Here is a 19,198-nt window from a genome sequence, read left to right on the forward strand (position 1 = left end):
GCAAGCGCAAATGCCGATTGCTGTATCAGCCTGAACAAACGGAGTTTAAACCATGGCTTTCGTAGTGGGTGAAAACTGCATTAAGTGCAAATACACTGACTGTGTAGAAGTATGTCCGGTAGACTGCTTTTACGAAGGACCCAACTTTCTGGTCATCCACCCGGACGAATGCATAGACTGTGCCCTGTGTGAACCCGAGTGCCCTGCTAACGCCATTTTTTCTGAAGACGAAGTGCCCGAAGACCAGCAGGAATTCATTGAACTGAATGCGGTTCTGGCAGATGTCTGGGATAACATCACCGAGAAAAAGGATCCGCTGCCCGATGCCGACGAGTGGGACGGTGTAAAGGGTAAGCTGGAACATCTGGAACGTTAAGCCTTATCACAGGCAGAGCGCTTTCTTACTGCAGTACATAAAAAAAAGCCATGTTCGTTTGACTGAACATGGCTTTTTTTATGTTGCTGCGCTTTCTTGATGCGGCTGACGAAATGGATCAGCTAAACGGTATCAGCTAAACCGTCTCAGCTAAACAATGACTCGCCGGACAAGCCTTGTTTTTCCAGAATACTGCGCAGACGTTTCAGCGCTTCGACCTGTATCTGCCGTACTCTTTCACGAGTCAGCCCAATCTCTTTGCCCACTTCCTCCAGAGTACTGGTTTCGTAGCCTCTAAGACCAAAACGACGGGCAACCACTTCGCGCTGTTTTTCAGACAGCTCACCCAGCCATTTATCAAGACTGTCGTTCAAATCCAGATCCTGAAGCAGTTCAGCCGGATCCGATTCCTTATCGTCGGAAATCGTATCCAGTATGGATTTATCAGAGTCAGGCCCCAGAGGCGTATCAACGGAGGTGACACGCTCATTCAGACCCAGCATACGCTTGACGTCTTCTACCGGCTTATCCAGCAGCTGGGCTATTTCTTCCGGGGTCGGGTCGTGATCGAGCTTCTGGGTCAGTTCCCGTGCTGCCCGCAGATAAACGTTCAGCTCCTTGACGACATGGATGGGAAGACGAATCGTGCGGGTCTGGTTCATAATGGCCCGTTCAATAGTCTGCCGAATCCACCAGGTGGCATAAGTCGAGAACCGGAAGCCACGTTCAGGATCAAACTTCTCAACCGCCCGGATCAGGCCAAGGTTACCTTCTTCGATCAGATCGAGAAGGGTCAGCCCACGATTAACATAGCGACGGGAGATTTTTACCACCAGTCGCAGGTTACTCTCAATCATACGCCGACGGCCAGCTTCAACCCCCTTTCGTGCAAGCCGTGCATAATGTACTTCTTCTTCCGGCGTCAACAACGGAGAGAAGCCTATTTCATTAAGGTATAACTGTGTTGCATCAATGGTTTTATAAAAACCATCATCATCACGTCGTTGACGAGCATAATCTGTAGTGGAAGCCACCTTGGCGGTCTTGTTCGCCGCTGCCGACGCTTCCCCGGGTTCTAACAGCCCGATATCCGACAGATTCTCAAGATCATCCTGTCCCTGGGTTATTTCCTCAGTAAAACCTTGCTCTGAGCCATCCCTCTTCGCTGCCATAAGAGTCAGTCCTATCCGAAAGTCCCACTCTCTATTGAGTCATGCCTGAACCAAACGATCCAGATCGCCCAACACCCGTGAGATCCCTCTACAAACGCTGTACTTCTCACCTCACCGCTTTGGCAGGAATCGCATGGGGTCGACTGGTGTGCCATTACGCCGAATTTCGAAATGCAGCTTAGGCTCTGTAGTTCCTGTAGAACCTATTTCGGCTATCTTCTGACCTGCTTTAACTGAGTCTCCCTCACCCACATGCAATTCCCTGTTATGAGCGTAAGCGCTCAGATAGCTGTTATTGTGCTTCATAATAATCAGCCTGCCATAACCAGCCAGGTCACTACCTGCGTAAACAACCTCACCAGCTGCAGCTGCCATTACAGGCTCTCCCAAATTGCCGTCGATATCAATCCCTTTGTTAACAGATCCGGACAACGAAAACCCCTGGATAACTTTCCCCTTAGCTGGCCAGCGCCAGGAAACAGTCTGAGAGGTTGGACTGACTACAGGTTTTTTCTGAACTGGTGCTTTTTTAACCACTTGCTGTTTAGGCGATGTAACGGGTTGCTGTTGCGGGGGTGGAATTACGGCTTGCTTTCGCTGCTCCAGAGAGATGTGCTGACCAGGATGAATAATATAGGGTGAGCGGATACCGTTGTTGCCTGCCAGCTCCCGAAAGTCCCTGCCATAGAGCCAGGCTATGGAGTACAAGGTATCTTCCGGCCTGACAATATGAGTGCCCGATGTCACCCTGGGGGGCGAACGCAGTTCCTTGACGACAACGCTGGATGGATCATGACTGCAGGCAGTCAGCCCTATAAACGCCAGAACAATCAGGCTTATTTTTGAGCAAACACTCAATTTAATTTGATGGTACTTTGCGAATATAATCATTGGCGTTATCCCAATCTTCGCCACGTATGATTCAGAGAATTTATAACTAAACCAATTTTTAAAAAAGTAATTTTAAGTCAAAAAAATATATGCAAGTTATCAGGCTCATCTGTATTCCGGTTTTTATACAGATCATCCTTAGCAGATTAATAAACGTCGTTTTTAAAAAAAACATTAATACTATCTATTCAACTAACTTATAAAACGGACGTCCAAAACTTGTTCAGGCAAATAGTCGCACACTGCGAACAGCAAGTCTCTGCTTTTGCAAAACTCTTACGAAACCAGCACTCACATAATGGCAGGCAACTTTTTCAGACTATTTTCTGATACTCAGCGATCCGGATTATCCTGACGCTCTTTGCAGTACCATTTTAAGAGCGCTTCAAAACGAATTCTCAAAGCACTCTCTTCAAGACGAAGTTCAGAATGCTCAGCCTCCAGCTGTTCAATGGCGGCCCGCGAAAGACTTCCTGACTCGATGAAGTGCCTGATCAGTTGTCCAAACTCTGAAACTTTCACGACTACACTTGAGTGTTGAGTTAAGATATTCATAATTCCCTCTTTTGTTAAAGAGTCCAGTTCATAGGCATAATTTTCAAGAGCATTTTCACAGGCTTCAGAATATGGATCTGAATCATCATCTTCGGAAGTAAGCCTGACAGCTTCCGCCTCATCCGAGTTCCCCGTAAAGTAATCTCTACCGCACAGGCGAAAAAGAAAAGAAAAGAATCGCAACAACCAGCGCCTTACAGGACTTTGATGCTCAGGATTATCATAAGGCTCATGTCGAGAGTAATCAGAAGGGCGCTCCGGCGGTTCATTTCCGCCAGATCCGGTTGAGACGCTGCCCTGAACAGAGTGGCTACAGCTTCCCGCTCGTAACAAATGTACCTGATTAGAACCTGACCGATAAACAACGACTGTCTTTTTTTCTCCTGGTGTATTGCCTGAACCACACTGATAAAAATACTGGCTGCCTGCAAAACCGGAAAGGAAGACATGATTTTCATGGCCTATGCGATGATAATCTGAAATTGCCAGACAAAGCTCACTGGCTCCGGCATCTTCTGTAAAAAAAACAATTACCAGGCACAAGAGCAACCACTTCGAAGTTTGTCCCGCTTCAGTATTTGGCAAAGCCTGTTTCCCCTATAAAAACATTTGACCTTTTCACGAACACCACACGGTCTAGACTCAAATTGATTTCAGGGCAAGCAGGAAAGCATCATGGTTTATTATTCGAACCATGATGCTTCACAGACAGGGGCAAATGCCGTCACACAGTTGCTGATTACTTGCGGCTTCCTAACCACTCAATAACCAAAAACATAACAATCGCTACAACCATCAATGATAAGCCTGGCAGGAGTAAAGCTGGCTCCCCGGTCAGGGATTCATAGTTGAAAGGAGAAACATTCACTTCCAGAAAAGGGACTTCCTGACCCGAGCTGTTAAGACGGGTTTCCAGCGTCTGCTTCCAGGGCCAGACCTTGCCAAGAGCCCCAACCATCAAACCGGTTAACAGTGACAGAGCCAGATCACGGTGTTTACGTAACAGCCAGGACAGTATGTGTGAAAAACTCAACAGCCCGACAACACAGCCAGAGGCGAAAACTGTCAGAACCATCAGATCCAGCGTTTTCAATGCCTGCAGAACCGTAGCATACAAGCCCATCAGCAACAGCAGGAAACTACCGGAGATTCCCGGCAGAATCATCGCACAGATAGCGATCGAACCGGCAAAAAACAAAATCAACGGTGTTGGCGTCAGACTGGCAGGCGTCAGGGTACCAATCATATAGGCAGAGACTGCCGCCAGCACAAACAGTATCCCGCCAGTCACACTGTAATGACGAACCTGTCGAATCATGTGAAAGCCGGACACCAGAATCAGCCCAAAGAAAAACGACCAGATCAGTACCGGATATTCCGCCAGCAGATAACTGATCAGATGCGCGAACGATAGAACACTAATCAGAATGCCGCTGAATACACAGACAAGAAAAGTGCCGTCTACTTTTTTCCAGCAGGCTCCGATACCTTCGTTTTTCAACAGCAACAGCAGTGTCGGTGAAAAGCTGCGCAAAGAATTCAGCAGCCGGTCATAAATGCCGGTAATAAAGGCAATGGTGCCACCGGACACACCCGGTACCACATCGGCAGCCCCCATGGCCATACCTCTGAGCAGCAGCCCGAGAAAATCTGTTTTAACAGACATAATCTAACAATCCTGAATAGTCAGGCGTTGAGCCGCCTGAATTTAATTTTTTAAAAACCAATGTTCGGGTAAATCCCTACCGTATAACACCGCTCAGCATGGGAACAAACCGCACGAGTTCCAGCACTTCCTGATGAAACTCCTGCCCATGGCGTACCACCAACAGCAGTTCCTGATGAAAATCACCCACTGGAATCACCAGGCGTCCACCCTTTTCAGACAACTGTTCCAGCAGCTCTAAGGGTACCTTGCCCGGAGCAGCCGTTACCATAATCCCATCAAAAGGTGCCAGACCTTGCCAGCCCATGGTGCCATCACTCAACTTCAGGTGCGCATTGAACAGCGATAACCGCCGCAGCCGACTGCGCGCTTTTTCCTGTAATAGCTGTATTCGTTCCACGGAGTAGACCTGCTTCACCAGATGAGCCAGTACTGCAGTCTGGTAGCCGGAACCCGTCCCTACTTCCAGCACCTTATTCAACGCTCCCCCTGCCATAAGTGCTTCCGTCATACGGGCAACAATATAGGGCTGAGATATCGTCTGATTATGGCCTATAGGCAGGGCGGTATCTTCATACGCCCGCTGCGCCAGTGCCTCGTCAACAAAAATATGACGGGGAACTTCCCGCATGACTTCCAGAACATCCGTTGAAACAATCCCCTGCTCCGCCAGACGATTTATCAACCGGTCACGGGTTCGACGGGATGTCATTCCTATTCCCTTCAGTTCTGCATCCCTCATCCTTCAGCCTCCCAACCAGTGCTGTACCTGAGTCAATGTTCCGTGATCCGTCTGGTCATACTGCAGTGGCGTCACTGACACATAGCCGGCGGCAATGGCATGAAAATCAGTGCCGTCTCCGGCATCCTGCTCTTTACCCACCGATGTAATCCACCAGGCTTCCCGTCCACGGGGGTCAACCACTTTTAACGGCGCATCGGGTCGCTCACGATGCCCCAGTCGGGTGACCTTCATTCCCTTTATATCGTCATAAGGGAGGTTTGGTACATTAACATTCAGAACTGACCCGGGCGGCAGGGTTAACTGGTCCAGTTTCTGAATCAGCTCAAAGACGACACGCCCTGCTGCGGTAAACCCTTCATCGCTGTCACCGCACAGTGATACAGCAATCGCCGGTTTACGCATAAAGCGCCCTTCCAGAGCCGCTGCCACCGTACCTGAATAGAGTACATCGTCTCCCAGGTTAGCACCGTGATTGATACCGGAAACCACAATATCCGGCGCAGTTTCAAGCAGCACGCTCACAGCAAGATGCACACAATCAACCGGAGTACCATCAATGGCATAAAAACCATTGCCCTGAAGGCTGGGGCGCAGTGGACGGTTCAGAGTCAAGGCACTGCTGGCAGCAGTGCAGTTACGGTCAGGGGCGTACACCGAGCAATGACCCAGCCCTTTCAGACTCTGGTAAAGGGCAGCCAACCCCCGGGCAGTCACACCATCGTCATTGCACAACAGCAGGTTCAAACCGATCCCTCTCTTCACACAGCAGAAGTTCTCGCAGTATCGAAGTGGCAAAGCACCCTTTGGGTAACGCAAAGCTGACCTGCAGGGTCAGGTCATCATTCCACTGCCACTGCATTTGATCAGGAATAAGTCGTATAGCACGCCGCTCCTGCTTCATCCGGGCATCTTCCAGCCCTGACTTCAGAGCCGGATACGGCTCCAGCGTTGCCAGCTCCAGAGCCTTGCAGTCAGCTTCAGACAGAAGTTCACCTTCTCCCCAGAGCGGTGCCGTCAGCATCACCTCACCACGATGTATTCTCGCCATCAGTTCATCATTATGATCCCTGAGTATCAGGCTGCCACTGTCCTGAAATCCGGGTACGTCGCCCGCTATATAATCGAGCCAGTTGTTCTGGTTGACTCGTTCAGAAACAATGCGGTTAAACAGCCAGGAACGCGCGGCAGACAGGTACATTGAGCGTTTATTCTTGTGAGCCCGAAATTCACCGGCAAACATTTTGATGGCCCGTTCCAGATTTTCACCCCGTCGTCCGAAGCGCTGTTCACCAAAATAGCTGGGAACGCCCTTGACAGAAACAAGATCGAGCAATGTATCAAGCTGTTCGCGGTCAGCATCAACATTTTTCAGGGTGATGATAAACCGGTTGCCTTTCAACGCACCGGTTTTTAATTTACGCCGATGTCGGCTGACCTGCAGGATACGGATATTATCTTCCTGAAAATCACTCCAGCGAGGTTCTTCCATGCCCGGCATCCAGACACTAAACCACTGTCGGGTAATTCCGTGGCGATCCTTGCGCCCGGCATAGCTGACCGAGAGTCGTTTAACTCTGGCGAACCTGGCAAGCCTTCCTGCCACCCAGTCCGTATTTTCACCCTGTTTTTCAACATAAAGCAGAACATGCTCCCCTTCGCCGTCCGGCTCAAAAGGCAGCAGTTCCTCAACAATAAAATCTTCAGGCTGTTCTTTAAACAGCGCCTTGCCTGCAGGGTCACCCCATGCATACGCCCAGTCCATGGGATAGGAAAGATCACTCATACATATTCACTTGAACTTGAAATAGACACTTGAAATAGACACTTCAATTAGCCGCTGTGTTGTTTCAGGCAGCGTTTCATTCAACAGAACGTGGGCTTATCAAAACAACAGCATGGACAGCTATACCTTCCTTACGTCCGGTATAACCCAGTTTTTCGGTAGTGGTCGCCTTCACGTTGACACAGTCTCGTTCAACGCTCATATCTTCAGCCAGATGGCGGCACATGGTTTCAATATGCGGAGCCATTTTCGGCGCCTGAGCCACAATGGTGGCATCCATATTAACGACCGAAAACCCTTTCTCTGCCAGCAGGCTGACCACATGACGCAATAACTTACGACTGTCGATGCCTTTATAGCGAGGGTCGGTATCCGGAAAATGCTGACCGATATCACCCAGGGCAGCCGCGCCCAAAAGGGCGTCGGATACGGCATGCAGCAGCACATCCCCGTCAGAGTGAGCCAGCAGGCGTTGGGGGCTGGAAATTTTGACACCGCCCAGAATTATATGATCACCGTCGCCGGGTTCGGCAAAACGGTGGACGTCAAAACCGTGTCCTATTCGCATCAGACTGTCTCTATCAATTTCGCTTGTTGTTGCAGATACAATGAGGCCAGTGCCAGATCTGAAGCTCTGGTGACTTTAATATTGTCGCCATGACCTTCAACTATACGCGGCTTATGACCGGCAAATTCCATAGCGCTGGCTTCATCCGTAATGTTCACGCCTGCTTCCATGGCCTTGCTCAGCCCGTCAATCAGGGGTTTCAGGCGGAACATCTGAGGGGTCAGAGCATGCCAGAGGTTCTCACGATCCACCGTTTCAGTGGTAACGCCATCTTTGTTGGAACGCTTCATGGTATCCCTGACCGGCATCCCCAGCAAACCACCAATGGGGTCGTTTTCAAGGGATTTCACCAGCCAGTCCAGATCAGACTGGCGAATACACGGACGTGCAACATCGTGAACCAGAACCCAGTCTGTGTCTTCAGCCAGCTCATCCAGTACGGCCAATCCGTTCACAACCGAGTGATAACGCTCTTTGCCCCCTTTTGCCAGAATGATACGAGGGTCTCGCAGCAGTGCCACTTCCGGATAATATTCATCATCAGCCCCTAACACCACGACCAGCTTTTCCAGTAACGGAAAGTCCAGCAACCGCTGCAGGGTATGTTCCATCAGGGTTTTGCCCTGAATTTCAAGATACTGTTTAGGTATATCTGCATTCATGCGGCGCCCTACGCCTGCTGCAGGCACGACAGCCCAGTACTTATCACGAAGCGTTTCACGAGAACGAGTCATTGCGGTACTCACTATTAATCCACCGGATAATCCGCCAGACGACTGATGGCTGCATGGCAGCACGGGAAGTTAATCATAGATAAGGTAGAAGGTTTCGTCCTTGCGAACCATACCCAGATCGAGCCGGGCCTGTTCTTCAACGATTTCCAGCCCATTTTGCAGTTCAACCACTTCCGCAGCCAGTGAACGATTACGCCGATAAAGGCGCTCATTTTCATTCTGCTGGCGCTCAATCTGTTCGCGGGTATAAAGCAGCTCACTGATACTGCCTTCGCCAAACCAGAGCTGAGATTGCAAAAAAATAAATGTGATGGTTAGAACCGAAATGACCAGCTTGTGCATGTAAAATTCCCTGATATGCAGCCTGTCAGTTTAACAAACCACCAGGGCATGATAAAAGCCAGTATTGCAGGGAAAACTTAAAGGGAAAACTTAAATAGAAAAAACATAAGCAAAAAGGGAGGCATATTGCCTCCCTTTTTATGGGGTTAACCCGGAATCACAAGGTGATTCAAGCAGCCAGATTATGCACGCTTGAATTCAGCCAGGCCGCGGTAAGGCGCCTTTTCACCCAGAGCTTCTTCGATGCGCAGCAGCTGGTTGTACTTGGATACACGGTCAGAACGGCACAGGGAGCCGGTCTTGATCTGGCCAGCCGCAGTACCAACCGCCAGGTCAGCGATGGTAGCGTCTTCAGTTTCACCGGAACGGTGAGAGATAACGGCAGTGTAACCAGCGTCCTTAGCCATCTTGATCGCTTCCAGAGTTTCGGTCAGGGAACCGATCTGGTTGAACTTGATCAGGATGGAGTTAGCAATACCCTTGTCGATACCTTCTTTCAGGATCTTGGTGTTGGTTACGAACAGGTCGTCGCCAACGATCTGGATCTTGTCACCCAGGATGTCTGTCTGGTACTTGAAGCCGTCCCAGTCAGATTCGTCCAGACCATCTTCGATAGAGATGATTGGGTACTCTTCACACAGCTTGGCCAGGTAGTCAGAGAATTCGTTGGAGGAGAAGATCTTGCCTTCACCCTTCATGTTGTACTGACCGTCAACGTAGAATTCGGAAGCCGCACAGTCCATAGCCAGAGTGATGTCAGAGCCCAGCTTGTAGCCAGCCGCTTCAACCGCTTCCTTGATAACTGCCAGAGCGTCAGCGTTGGAAGCCAGGTTTGGAGCGAAACCACCTTCGTCGCCTACTGCAGTGTTCAGGCCTTTAGCAGACAGTACTTTCTTCAGGGCGTGGAATACTTCAGCACCCATGCGCAGACCTTCGGAGAAAGTCTTGGCAGAAACAGGCTGAATCATGAATTCCTGAATGTCTACGTTGTTGTCAGCGTGCTCACCACCGTTCAGGATGTTCATCATTGGAACAGGCATGGTGAACTGACCAGCAGTGCCGTTCAGGTCAGCAATGTGCTCGTACAGTGGGATGTTCTTGTCGGTTGCAGCCGCTTTAGCAGCCGCCAGGGAAACCGCCAGAATAGCGTTCGCACCCAGTACTTCCTTGTTTTCAGTACCGTCCAGCTCGATCATCGCCAGATCCAGACCTTTCTGGTCCTGAGCGTCACGGCCCAGCAGAGCTTCGCGGATCTTGCCGTTTACGTTGGCAACAGCTTTCAGAACGCCTTTGCCCAGGTAACGGGACTTGTCGCCGTCACGCAGTTCCAGAGCTTCGCGGGAACCAGTGGAAGCACCGGAAGGAGCAGCCGCACGACCCATAGCACCGGATTCCAGGATAACGTCAACTTCTACAGTTGGGTTACCACGGGAGTCCATGATCTCGCGACCTTTGATTTCAACAATCTTAGACATGGTATTTACTCTCAGCATCTTCTCATTGAAGAGAAACGTAAGGGGAACTTAATAAAGCCGGGAATACTATCGAATTCCCTGAGCGGAAGTACCGAACCAGTAATGGATATTTCGCCACATCACGCAAACCATTGACGCAGGTCAAAAGCGCAGTTGCGTGGCCGCAAGCCCGGAATCAGGTTGCATCACCCATTTGACGACGCAACTATACCAACTCTCAGGCGGTTATCAACTATTGCAAAGTCGGACATCGCAGGGCCCGAAAACACCCTTATGAGCACACGAATTAACACAAAAGAATGAATTACACCCTAATAAACAGCACACCCGGCCAGTTAAAACTCATCTTTAACATCTTGTGTTATGCGGGGTGCCATTAAGGCATCAAGAAAGGCCTGATCAAAGTCCAGAGGCTCTTGTGTCACACTACTGCAAACAGGGGATGCATAACTTGTAGGGGTCGAACACGGGGTGTCCCGGTCAAAAGACCAGTAATGATACCCTCCTAACTTCAACTCCCTTCCATCGGAAACCATTTTTGTGATATCAGCCACCATTGTAACTTCATCTACCTGATCATTAACGCCTATCATAGGGGTCAATGCTATATCCCTAAACGGTACACCATGAACATGGTTCAAACTCTTTGCAGCATTAATGGCAGACTTCGCCATATCACAACGTCCCTCCGAGTCATGGGTACAATCGCTTGAACCATAATCCATTACCATTAAGTTCACGGTATACTCCAGTCCGCTCTTTCTTGCAGCATCCAGCGTCCACTTCCCATAAAGTGTAAGTGGATCGACCCGGGGATCTGGCCCCCCTCGCGCTGAAATTGTCAGACTGACTGGCAGCTGCATCCCCCTTTTTTTATAATCTTTCTGAGCCGCAGCCGCAAACTGCATTAAATTGTAAATCGCTTCCTCGCTGCCAGATTCGATATCAAAATCCAGCCCGGCAAAACTAGTCGAATTATAACGATCAACAAACGCCTTCATTCCCGCCTCAGAAGAGCAGGTAAAGGTGGCATTGGCCCCCCCGGTAGAGATCACATACTTAATACCATTTTGTACAAACCGCTTTATATTGGCATCTGCAAGTTGTTGTGCGTCCACACCTCCCCAGGTTTCGTTCCCACACTCACCGGTAGCAAAAGCCCATGTGACCAGTTTATTGCCCGGCAAGAGTTGCGATGGCGAATCCGCCAGATCGGTCGAAAAGGAAGGTTCCTGCAATTCACAGTCCTTATAAGGTAACAATGGCACGGGCTGGCTTTGTCCATGTACTTTTGTACTAATAACATAGGTATTCCAGTCCATGTTAATACTGATGTCTTTGTAAGGAGAAAAAATGACTTCATCGCCAAGTGCAGAAGAAATAGAAGGGAGTCCTACAAAACCACAAACACTGGAAACTGCGAGAAAACGAGGTATGTTCATAGCAACTTACTGACTTAAGACAGTTAATACACAATCAGCAAGTCTAGCTTTCAAACTGGCACAAGGGAAAAAATCATCAATACCTGAGAATAACTTAATGCGCCGTTACCTTCCCTTCACCTCCCTCCCTTTAATCTATCCGCATTGTTAACCAATGGTGAGATTGGAAAAGCCTGAATTCGTATCATAAGTGCATAACCTCTGTAACCAGAGGATTGTTTCAGAACCTTTGAAGTGAATCAGAACTCAGGGGTATTCTGTAAAGCAACCAAACCATACAGAGGAAGCCAAGGATGGCCTATACACACCTGAGCTCTGAAGAGAGATATTATATCGAAACTGAACTCAAAAATGGGACTTCACAAAACAAAATTGCTAAAAAGCTTGGCCGTTCACAGCCTACCGTGTCGCGAGAAGTAAACCGCAATAAAGGGCAAAGAGGGTACAGGCACCAACAGGCTAATCGCACAGCTCGGCAGCGGCACAAAGATAAGCCAAAAGCTATTAAGCTGACAGACGACATTAAACAACGTATTTCAAACGATATCCGTTCAGATTGGAGTCCTGAACAAGTGGCTGGAAGGCTTGAAAAGGACGGTGTAATCAAGCTGCATCATGAGACGATTTATCAATTTGTAGCGGATGATAAACGGCGCGGAGGCTCGCTCTATAAGCACTTGAGGCACCAGAAAAAAACTTATCGAAAGCGATACGGTTCAGCTCATAACCGAACCGGTATACCAAATCGGGTTGGCATTGAAGAACGCCCCGAAGTGGTCAACAACAGAGAGCGAGTTGGTGACTGGGAAGCTGATACTGTAATAGGTAAAAATCATAAAGGAGCCATCGCTACATTAGATGAACGAAAAACCAAGCTTCGCCTTGCTGTCCCTCTACCAGGCAAGAAGGCAAAAGCGGTTAAACAGGGAATAATTGACGTACTCAAGCCTCTGAAAAGGTTTGTAAAGACAATAACATACGACAATGGAAAGGAGTTTGTTCAGCATGAATCAATTGCCAAAGCTTTAAAATGTGACAGCTACTTTGCTGCCCCCTACCATTCTTGGGAAAGAGGCCAGAATGAGAATGCTAATGGTTTGCTAAGGCAGTATTTCCCCAAGTCGATGGAGCTTAATGGCGTGACAGAAAAAGATGTCATCATTGCAGTGGATAAGCTGAACAACAGGCCAAGAAAGTGCCTGGGCTACAAGACTCCTTATGAGGCATTTAAAGAGTCAACTGGAATAGATGCAAGAAAAGTCATGGGTTATGCACTTATGACTTGAATTCAGGAAGTATGCCTGACGCGATTCATCAGAAAACTATTGATCAGAAAATGAGCTGTCAGAAAAACAGGCACAAATGGATAGCTGCCGGTAGTCTTCTGACTGTCATGCTGTCAGCACTGTATGCGTTCAGTAGTTCATCCGGAAATGAACTACCCCCGTCGCCTTCAACGACAGAAAACAGGGCGCTGGTTTCTATTGTCAGCACTAAGCCTGGCACCTACCGGTATTCACCCTCGTCGGCCTGTGTAGGAACAATCTGGCTGGGCGGGAGGCTCAAGTTATGAATTTTTCAGTGCTGCTTATGGTCAAATACCCAGAATCAGAATATTTGATAAACTCCAATATCTTTGCTCTCTGATTGAGCAGTAGCTTTTCTAGCTGTGCAATTCTGACATTTCCTACGCTTACCCGAATAAGCTTTGGTGGAAAGCCGTGTTGTTGTGAAAACTCTATGAAATCTTTGTCTTTACTGACAATAGTGAGTTGATTTTCTTTGGCATAATGCCAAATCTCAATATCAGGTGAGTTATCAAGTCCTGCATGCAGAACGTGCAAAATTCCCGGAAAAACCTCTTCAAGTCTCGCCACTAATCTTGGTGAAAGATTTTCATCAAGCAGAAGCATCAGGCGGCACCTTTGCCAAGGGAGTCAGAGGCATATAACAACGCAGCCCTGATTTGCTCTTTGCTCAAATTAGGGTGGTCTTGCAAAATTTCCTTTTCACTCATGCCCGAGGCCAGCATTTCAAGAACATCGGCAACAGCAATTCTCGTGCCTTTAATACAAGGCTTTCCGAACCGTTTACCAGGGTCAATTTCTATATAAAGCCTATAGTCTGCAGATTCCATTAATACGTTCTCCATGTTGCCTCCGCAGAGTCTAGAGTAATCTCTCTGATTTTGCACCGAAACCTAATGATTGCCTGACGCCTGCCAGAGTGGTGGATGCAACGGACAGGCAGCTGACGATAGCTGCCTGCCGTTTCCACTATTAAACGACTATTAATGAGTATCCAGCTCAGGGAAAGACTTCACCGTATCGTCAATCGCCTTGATCTGAGTCAGGAAGCCTTCCAGCTGTGACAGGCGCAGCGCGGAAGGTCCGTCGCAACGGGCATTATCCGGATCAGGGTGCGCTTCAATAAACAGACCCGCCAGACGTGTTGCCATGCCCGCCAGAGAGAGTTCTGTCACCTGATGACGACGACCACCCGACGCAGCCCCCATAGGATCACGGCACTGCAGCGCATGAGTGGCGTCAAAAATGACCGGCAGACCGTTGCTGACCTCTTTCATGGTTCTGAAGCCCAGCATATCGACTACCAGGTTGTCGTAACCAAAGCAGGTGCCACGCTCACACAGAATCACATTTTCATTACCCGCTTCAGCGAATTTTTCGCCAATATTGCCCATCTGCCCCGGACTCATAAACTGGGGCTTCTTGACGTTGATCACCGCACCGGTTTTCGCCATTGCTACCACTAGGTCGGTCTGGCGCGCCAGAAAAGCAGGCAACTGGATCACATCGACCACCTCTGCCACCGGCTGACACTGCTCTTCTGTATGCACGTCGGTAATGATGGGCAGTCCAAAGGTCTCTTTCAGCTCCTGAAAGATTTTCAGGCCTTCTTCCATACCCGGCCCACGATAGGAATGGACAGAAGAACGGTTTGCCTTGTCAAAAGACGCTTTGAAGATATAGGGAATACCCAGCTTTTCAGTCACCTTCACATAATGCTCGGCAATAGTCATAGCCAGGTCACGGGACTCCAGCACATTCATACCACCGAACAGAACAAAGGGCTTATCGTTAGCTACCTGCAGGTCACCAACGTTTATGGTCTTCTGTTGCATATACAATCCTTTACTACAAACCTTTTCTACAAAAAAGAATGCCGCCGTCTGAAATCAGAGTCGGCGGCATTCTATAGCACTAGCGATTTACACCACAAGGGTCAGATCACTGATCCTGATGCTTCAGCGCAGCGTCAATGAAGGCAGTAAACAGGCCATGACCGTAGCGCGGCGTGGAAGTAAATTCCGGATGGAACTGGCAGGCAACAAACCACGGATGATTCGGCGCTTCAACCATTTCAACCAGCGTATTATCAATAGAACGACCCGCAATGACCAGACCAGCCTTTTCCAGCTGTCCTACATAATGGTTGTTCACTTCATAACGGTGACGATGACGTTCAGTGATACGATCCGCACCATAAGCAGTATGGGCGTGAGTACCTGCGGTCAGGTTACAGTCCTGAGCACCCAGACGCATGGTGCCACCCAGGTCAGACTGCTCTGTACGTGTCTCAACCTGACCTTCAGAGTCCAGCCATTCGGTGATCAGACCCACCACAGGGTGTTCAGCCTTGCTGTCAAACTCGGTACTGTTCGCACCTTTCAGACCTGCCACATTACGGGCGTATTCAATCACGGCCACCTGCATACCCAGACAGATACCCAGGAATGGGATATTGTTTTCACGGGCATGACGAACGGCTTCGATTTTACCTTCAACACCACGATGACCAAAACCACCCGGTACCAGAATCGCGCTGACGCCTTCCAGACGGCTCAGGCCTTCCTGCTCCAGTACTTCCGAATCGATGTAGCGGATATTCACCTTGGTGCGGGTTTTCAGACCGGCATGACGAACCGCTTCAATCAGGGACTTGTAGGCGTCCAGCAGTTCCATGTATTTACCGACCATGGCAATGGTGACTTCATGTTCATGGTTCAGGTCACGATCCACCACATCCTGCCACTCAGACAGGTCAGCAGCCGGGCAGTCCAGACGGAACTGGTCAACCACGATCTGATCCAGGTCCTGCTCATGCAGCATTTCCGGAATACGATAGATGGTTTCAGCGTCTTCCAGAGAGATAACCGCACGCTCTTCCACGTTGGTAAACAGGGAGATCTTACGTCGGGCAGACGCTTCAATAAACTGTTCGCTGCGGCAGACCAGAATATCTGGCTGCAGACCGATAGAACGCAGCTCTTTAACCGAGTGCTGCGTCGGCTTGGTTTTGGTTTCACCAGCGGTCTTGATGTAAGGCACCAGGGTCAGGTGCATCAACATTGCACGCTGGGAACCCAGCTCAACCTTCAGCTGACGGATTGCTTCCAAAAACGGCTGGGATTCGATATCACCCACTGTACCACCGACCTCGACCATGGCGATATCAGCATCACCGGCACCCTGTACGACACGGCGCTTGATCTCGTCGGTAATGTGCGGGATCACCTGAACGGTGCCACCCAGATAGTCACCACGACGCTCTTTACGCAGAACGTCCTGATAGATACGACCCGTGGTAAAGTTGTTACCCTGTTTCATGGTGGTACGAACAAAGCGCTCGTAGTGACCCAGGTCCAGGTCAGTTTCAGCACCATCTTCAGTAACGAATACTTCACCGTGCTGGAACGGGCTCATCGTGCCGGGATCGACGTTGATGTAAGGATCCAGCTTGAGCATCGTCACCTTCAGGCCTCGAGCCTCAAGAATGGCGGCCAGAGATGCGGAGGCAATGCCTTTACCCAATGAGGAAACAACACCACCTGTGACGAAAATATAACGCGTCATTAGTTTATGCAGACTCTTAAAAAAGCGGGAAAAAAAGAATACTCAAGATGGGAGATCAGGATACCAAAAGTGTCGTAACACGTAAAACAGGAATATCTGTTTTTTCGCTCAAAATTCGGTCATTACTGACTTTAATAGGGATCAAATCGCCAGTCAGCCCTTACCTTTATGCCAATATTGCTTAACGGTTCTCCCGCCTCATCCTGCCTCTTTTTCCCTGGCTTTTTTTCCAACAGGTCGCACACCCATAGTCCTGCAGCACACAACATCTGTCCGTTGTAAAAAAGAAACGGCACCCGGTCTCGCAGCCAGGGCGGAACCCGGTACTCCTGCAGCCAGCGCTTAACCGATTTACTGCCCTGCCGCCCTGCGATCCGAACTTTTTCAGAACCGGGCAGGTTGTGACGAAAACAGACCGACACCGCTTTTAACTGTCTGGCACTGTCGTCGCCCAGAGTCAGCCAGCCTGAGGCAGGGACATGCAATTCTGACCGGGCTACACAGTCCCAACCAATGACTTTTTCTGAAAAAGGTTCCAGCACCGGCACCAGCACCAGCAGGCCATCAAAGCGCCGAACCTCATGGTCACCCAACTGCAAAACGGGGTCTGCATCTTCCCGGCTGTGAATGACCTCGGCAAACAGGGTCTTCAGCACCGACCGGTCCGGCATCAACAAGCCTTTCTGTTTCAGCCAGTAGCGTACCACCCGAAATGCCATTGACTCCGAAAGCTTCATCAATGATCCGATGTTAACGACCTGTCCGGCATTCCAGTAATCCGGAGCCACTGTCAGCACCGCATCAGCCGCTTCTTCCACAGCCTGTTGCAGCCATTGCTGACTCTCCACCACTTCGCCGGACAGAACAGCCAGACGTTCAGAGACACCCGGCCAGCGCTGCTCAATTTGTGGAATCAGGTTCTGTCGCAGATAGTTGCGGGCAAATCGCTGATCCGTGTTTGATTCATCTTCGACAGGCTGGAGTTGATGATCTTTCGCATAAGCTTCAATAGATGCCCTGGACACGGATAACAGCGGCCTGACCACCTGCCTACGTCCTCTCTGTCCTCTCTGCCCTCTCTGCACTCTCTGCCCCAGAGACCGCTGCGCAGGAATCCCTGCCAGCCCGTCCAACCCGGAACCACGAAACAACCTGAACAGCAGTGTCTCCGCCTGATCATCCTGATGATGTCCCTGCAACAGGCAGCCCTGTTCGGGCAGCAGTTGCTCAAACACCTGATAGCGCATGGATCGGGCAGCCTGCTCGATGCCATCGCCCAGCGCCTCATTCACATCGACTCGCCGGACATCCAGCGGAACCTGCCATTGCTGGCAAAGGTTCTGGCAGTATTCTGCCCAACTGTCCGCATTGACACTCAGCCCATGGTGAACATGGATGGCTGATAGAGAAGAAACCAGACCGGCATGGCGCAACTGCACCAGAGCATGGAGCAAAACCGTTGAGTCCACACCACCACTCAGAGCCACAACGAAAGGAACCGGCGAAGGAAATTCGGTAAACTGTTCAAGTGCAGCACAGACGCTTTCAACCAACGGCGAAAGCGTCTGTTCCAAAGACGATTCAAAAGACAGGGACATCAAACAGAACCATAGTCCCTGATGCGCTTGTAACGCTGATCCAGCAGGGTATCGATATCCAGCTTGCACAGGCGATCCAGCTCAACATTCAATACCGCGCCGAGACTGGCTGCTGCAACATCCTGACTGCGATGAGCGCCACCCAGCGGCTCAGGCACCAGATGATCCACCAGACCCAGCTCTTGCAGACGCTCTGCGGTAACGCCCATGGCTTCAGCCGCTACAGAGGCATATTCTGCCTTTTTCCAGAGAATCGAGGCACAACCTTCAGGCGAAATAACGGAATAGGTGGAATACCCCATCATCACCAGCGAGTCACAGACACCAATAGCCAGCGCCCCACCAGAACCACCTTCTCCAATCACTGTCGAGATAACCGGCACCTTCAGGCGGGACATTACCGCCAGATTATAGGCAATGGCTTCACTCTGGCCACGCTCTTCCGCACCAATGCCCGGATAAGCACCCGGTGTATCAATAAATGTCAGGATCGGCATATCAAACCGCTCTGCCATTTCCATCAGACGGCAGGCTTTGCGATAGCCCTCAGGCTTGGGCATACCAAAATTACGGCGAACCTTTTCTTCAATTTCCCTGCCCTTCTGATGACCAATCACCATCACCGGGCGGCCGTTAAAGCGAGCCATTCCACCCACAATGGACGGATCATCAGCAAAGTGCCGGTCACCGTGCAGCTCATCAAACTCGGTAAACAGATGCTTAACATAATCCAGCGTATAAGGGCGACGGGGGTGACGCGCCAGCTGAGCTACCTGCCAGGAGGTCAGGTCAGAAAAAATCTGCCGGGTCAGGGTATTACACTTCTCCTGCAGATTGCTGATTTCTTCGGTAATATTCAGCTCCGCATCACTGCTGACCAGGCGCAGCTCTTCGATTTTCGCTTCTAATTCAGCGATCGGCTGTTCAAATTCCAGATAATTCGGGTTCATGAAATCCACTTATTGCAGGCTGTCATG

Annotated in this window: 22 protein-coding genes; 3 read left to right on the forward strand and 19 right to left on the reverse strand. The window is 49.9% G+C overall.

The genetic code is table 11. The features are described 5' to 3' along the window. Window positions 1-52 precede the first annotated feature (52 nt). Window positions 53-376 carry a ferredoxin FdxA gene (gene fdxA, locus NX722_RS11345; RefSeq protein WP_262568068.1) on the forward strand — a complete coding sequence of 108 codons (324 nt, stop codon included), beginning with the start codon at window positions 53-55 and terminating at the stop codon, window positions 374-376. A 146-nt stretch (window positions 377-522) separates the two neighbouring features. Here fdxA and rpoS read toward each other — a convergent pair whose 3' ends face one another. The 13 genes from rpoS to NX722_RS11410 form a co-directional block, all read right to left on the reverse strand. Beyond that, a complete protein-coding gene (gene rpoS / locus NX722_RS11350) occupies window positions 523-1,548 on the reverse strand; it encodes an RNA polymerase sigma factor RpoS (RefSeq protein ID WP_262568069.1) in 1,026 nt (341 codons plus the stop codon). Between the two features lie 111 nt (window positions 1,549-1,659). Beyond that, window positions 1,660-2,439 carry a peptidoglycan DD-metalloendopeptidase family protein gene (locus tag NX722_RS11355; RefSeq protein ID WP_262568070.1) on the reverse strand — a complete coding sequence of 260 codons (780 nt, stop codon included), beginning with the start codon at window positions 2,437-2,439 and terminating at the stop codon, window positions 1,660-1,662. A gap of 333 nt (window positions 2,440-2,772) precedes the next feature. Then, window positions 2,773-3,177, reverse strand: coding sequence for a hypothetical protein (locus NX722_RS11360; RefSeq protein WP_262568071.1), 405 nt, complete (start codon window positions 3,175-3,177; stop codon window positions 2,773-2,775). Between the two features lie 11 nt (window positions 3,178-3,188). After that, on the reverse strand, window positions 3,189-3,443 hold the full coding sequence (locus NX722_RS11365; RefSeq protein WP_262568072.1) for a hypothetical protein: 255 nt from the start codon (window positions 3,441-3,443) through the stop codon (window positions 3,189-3,191). Window positions 3,444-3,733: 290 nt separating this feature from the next. Continuing rightward, window positions 3,734-4,660: a DUF368 domain-containing protein gene (locus tag NX722_RS11370; RefSeq protein WP_262568073.1), complete on the reverse strand. Its 927-nt coding sequence runs from the start codon at window positions 4,658-4,660 to the stop codon at window positions 3,734-3,736. Window positions 4,661-4,736: 76 nt separating this feature from the next. Then, complete coding sequence (locus NX722_RS11375) at window positions 4,737-5,372, reverse strand: protein-L-isoaspartate(D-aspartate) O-methyltransferase (RefSeq protein ID WP_456077459.1); 636 nt, start codon at window positions 5,370-5,372, stop codon at window positions 4,737-4,739. Window positions 5,373-5,405: 33 nt separating this feature from the next. Beyond that, window positions 5,406-6,149, reverse strand: coding sequence for a 5'/3'-nucleotidase SurE (gene surE / locus NX722_RS11380; protein WP_262568075.1), 744 nt, complete (start codon window positions 6,147-6,149; stop codon window positions 5,406-5,408). Then, window positions 6,127-7,188: a tRNA pseudouridine(13) synthase TruD gene (truD, locus tag NX722_RS11385; RefSeq protein ID WP_262568076.1), complete on the reverse strand. Its 1,062-nt coding sequence runs from the start codon at window positions 7,186-7,188 to the stop codon at window positions 6,127-6,129. Before truD ends, surE begins: the two co-directional genes overlap by 23 nt. A gap of 76 nt (window positions 7,189-7,264) precedes the next feature. After that, on the reverse strand, window positions 7,265-7,756 hold the full coding sequence (gene ispF / locus NX722_RS11390) for a 2-C-methyl-D-erythritol 2,4-cyclodiphosphate synthase (RefSeq protein ID WP_322740923.1): 492 nt from the start codon (window positions 7,754-7,756) through the stop codon (window positions 7,265-7,267). Continuing rightward, window positions 7,756-8,490, reverse strand: a complete 735-nt coding sequence (gene ispD / locus NX722_RS11395; RefSeq protein WP_262568077.1) for a 2-C-methyl-D-erythritol 4-phosphate cytidylyltransferase — start codon at window positions 8,488-8,490, stop codon at window positions 7,756-7,758. Before ispD ends, ispF begins: the two co-directional genes overlap by 1 nt. Before the next feature lie 69 nt (window positions 8,491-8,559). Next, window positions 8,560-8,832, reverse strand: a complete 273-nt coding sequence (locus NX722_RS11400) for a septum formation initiator family protein (protein WP_262568078.1) — start codon at window positions 8,830-8,832, stop codon at window positions 8,560-8,562. Window positions 8,833-9,014: 182 nt separating this feature from the next. Next, window positions 9,015-10,307, reverse strand: coding sequence for a phosphopyruvate hydratase (gene eno / locus NX722_RS11405; protein WP_262568079.1), 1,293 nt, complete (start codon window positions 10,305-10,307; stop codon window positions 9,015-9,017). A 335-nt stretch (window positions 10,308-10,642) separates the two neighbouring features. Beyond that, window positions 10,643-11,749, reverse strand: a complete 1,107-nt coding sequence (locus tag NX722_RS11410; RefSeq protein ID WP_262568080.1) for a glycoside hydrolase family 18 protein — start codon at window positions 11,747-11,749, stop codon at window positions 10,643-10,645. A gap of 293 nt (window positions 11,750-12,042) precedes the next feature. Between NX722_RS11410 and NX722_RS11415 the strand changes: the two genes are divergently transcribed. Beyond that, the gene (locus NX722_RS11415; RefSeq protein ID WP_262563592.1) at window positions 12,043-13,035 is read left to right on the forward strand and encodes an IS30 family transposase; all 993 of its coding nucleotides are present in this window, start codon (window positions 12,043-12,045) and stop codon (window positions 13,033-13,035) included. A gap of 11 nt (window positions 13,036-13,046) precedes the next feature. Next, on the forward strand, window positions 13,047-13,322 hold the full coding sequence (locus NX722_RS11420; protein WP_262568081.1) for a hypothetical protein: 276 nt from the start codon (window positions 13,047-13,049) through the stop codon (window positions 13,320-13,322). On the opposite strand, the gene NX722_RS11425 is transcribed toward NX722_RS11420, so the two are convergent. From NX722_RS11425 to accA, 6 genes are all read right to left on the reverse strand, one after another. After that, the gene (locus NX722_RS11425; RefSeq protein WP_262568082.1) at window positions 13,312-13,662 is read right to left on the reverse strand and encodes a DUF5615 family PIN-like protein; all 351 of its coding nucleotides are present in this window, start codon (window positions 13,660-13,662) and stop codon (window positions 13,312-13,314) included. The two genes, NX722_RS11420 and NX722_RS11425, sit on opposite strands and share 11 nt — an antisense overlap. Next, window positions 13,662-13,901: a DUF433 domain-containing protein gene (locus NX722_RS11430; protein ID WP_262568083.1), complete on the reverse strand. Its 240-nt coding sequence runs from the start codon at window positions 13,899-13,901 to the stop codon at window positions 13,662-13,664. The genes NX722_RS11425 and NX722_RS11430 overlap by 1 nt, the downstream gene beginning before the upstream one ends. 138 nt (window positions 13,902-14,039) lie before the next feature. Further along, on the reverse strand, window positions 14,040-14,891 hold the full coding sequence (kdsA, locus tag NX722_RS11435) for a 3-deoxy-8-phosphooctulonate synthase (RefSeq protein WP_262568084.1): 852 nt from the start codon (window positions 14,889-14,891) through the stop codon (window positions 14,040-14,042). A 106-nt stretch (window positions 14,892-14,997) separates the two neighbouring features. Beyond that, entirely contained in the window at window positions 14,998-16,623 is a 1,626-nt protein-coding gene (locus NX722_RS11440) for a CTP synthase (RefSeq protein ID WP_262568085.1), read from the reverse strand. Between the two features lie 131 nt (window positions 16,624-16,754). Then, window positions 16,755-18,221 (reverse strand): tRNA lysidine(34) synthetase TilS, encoded by a 1,467-nt coding sequence (tilS, locus tag NX722_RS11445; RefSeq protein WP_262568086.1) that lies wholly within the window; start codon window positions 18,219-18,221, stop codon window positions 16,755-16,757. Next, the gene (accA, locus tag NX722_RS11450) at window positions 18,221-19,171 is read right to left on the reverse strand and encodes an acetyl-CoA carboxylase carboxyl transferase subunit alpha (RefSeq protein WP_262568087.1); all 951 of its coding nucleotides are present in this window, start codon (window positions 19,169-19,171) and stop codon (window positions 18,221-18,223) included. Before accA ends, tilS begins: the two co-directional genes overlap by 1 nt. Between the last annotated feature and the right edge of the window lie 27 nt (window positions 19,172-19,198).

Origin of the sequence: Endozoicomonas gorgoniicola, assembly GCF_025562715.2 — a bacterium.
In the GTDB taxonomy this organism is placed as follows: Bacteria; Pseudomonadota; Gammaproteobacteria; order Pseudomonadales; family Endozoicomonadaceae; genus Endozoicomonas_A; species Endozoicomonas_A gorgoniicola.

Bases quoted from the DNA above. Each gene is read 5' to 3' on its own strand.
- rpoS (WP_262568069.1), bottom strand. From the start codon at position 1,548: ATGGCAGCGAAGAGGGATGGCTCAGAGCAAGGTTTTACTGAGGAAATA.
- NX722_RS11365 (WP_262568072.1), bottom strand. From the start codon at position 3,443: ATGTCTTCCTTTCCGGTTTTGCAGGCAGCCAGTATTTTTATCAGTGTG.
- tilS (WP_262568086.1), bottom strand. From the start codon at position 18,221: ATGTCCCTGTCTTTTGAATCGTCTTTGGAACAGACGCTTTCGCCGTTG.
- NX722_RS11425 (WP_262568082.1), bottom strand. From the start codon at position 13,662: ATGCTTCTGCTTGATGAAAATCTTTCACCAAGATTAGTGGCGAGACTT.
- eno (WP_262568079.1), bottom strand. From the start codon at position 10,307: ATGTCTAAGATTGTTGAAATCAAAGGTCGCGAGATCATGGACTCCCGT.
- NX722_RS11370 (WP_262568073.1), bottom strand. From the start codon at position 4,660: ATGTCTGTTAAAACAGATTTTCTCGGGCTGCTGCTCAGAGGTATGGCC.
- NX722_RS11430 (WP_262568083.1), bottom strand. From the start codon at position 13,901: ATGGAGAACGTATTAATGGAATCTGCAGACTATAGGCTTTATATAGAA.
- NX722_RS11420 (WP_262568081.1), top strand. From the start codon at position 13,047: ATGCCTGACGCGATTCATCAGAAAACTATTGATCAGAAAATGAGCTGT.
- kdsA (WP_262568084.1), bottom strand. From the start codon at position 14,891: ATGCAACAGAAGACCATAAACGTTGGTGACCTGCAGGTAGCTAACGAT.
- NX722_RS11440 (WP_262568085.1), bottom strand. From the start codon at position 16,623: ATGACGCGTTATATTTTCGTCACAGGTGGTGTTGTTTCCTCATTGGGT.
- fdxA (WP_262568068.1), top strand. From the start codon at position 53: ATGGCTTTCGTAGTGGGTGAAAACTGCATTAAGTGCAAATACACTGAC.
- NX722_RS11410 (WP_262568080.1), bottom strand. From the start codon at position 11,749: ATGAACATACCTCGTTTTCTCGCAGTTTCCAGTGTTTGTGGTTTTGTA.
- NX722_RS11400 (WP_262568078.1), bottom strand. From the start codon at position 8,832: ATGCACAAGCTGGTCATTTCGGTTCTAACCATCACATTTATTTTTTTG.
- NX722_RS11355 (WP_262568070.1), bottom strand. From the start codon at position 2,439: ATGATTATATTCGCAAAGTACCATCAAATTAAATTGAGTGTTTGCTCA.
- NX722_RS11415 (WP_262563592.1), top strand. From the start codon at position 12,043: ATGGCCTATACACACCTGAGCTCTGAAGAGAGATATTATATCGAAACT.
- NX722_RS11375 (WP_456077459.1), bottom strand. From the start codon at position 5,372: ATGACATCCCGTCGAACCCGTGACCGGTTGATAAATCGTCTGGCGGAG.
- ispD (WP_262568077.1), bottom strand. From the start codon at position 8,490: ATGACTCGTTCTCGTGAAACGCTTCGTGATAAGTACTGGGCTGTCGTG.
- truD (WP_262568076.1), bottom strand. From the start codon at position 7,188: ATGAGTGATCTTTCCTATCCCATGGACTGGGCGTATGCATGGGGTGAC.
- accA (WP_262568087.1), bottom strand. From the start codon at position 19,171: ATGAACCCGAATTATCTGGAATTTGAACAGCCGATCGCTGAATTAGAA.
- ispF (WP_322740923.1), bottom strand. From the start codon at position 7,756: ATGCGAATAGGACACGGTTTTGACGTCCACCGTTTTGCCGAACCCGGC.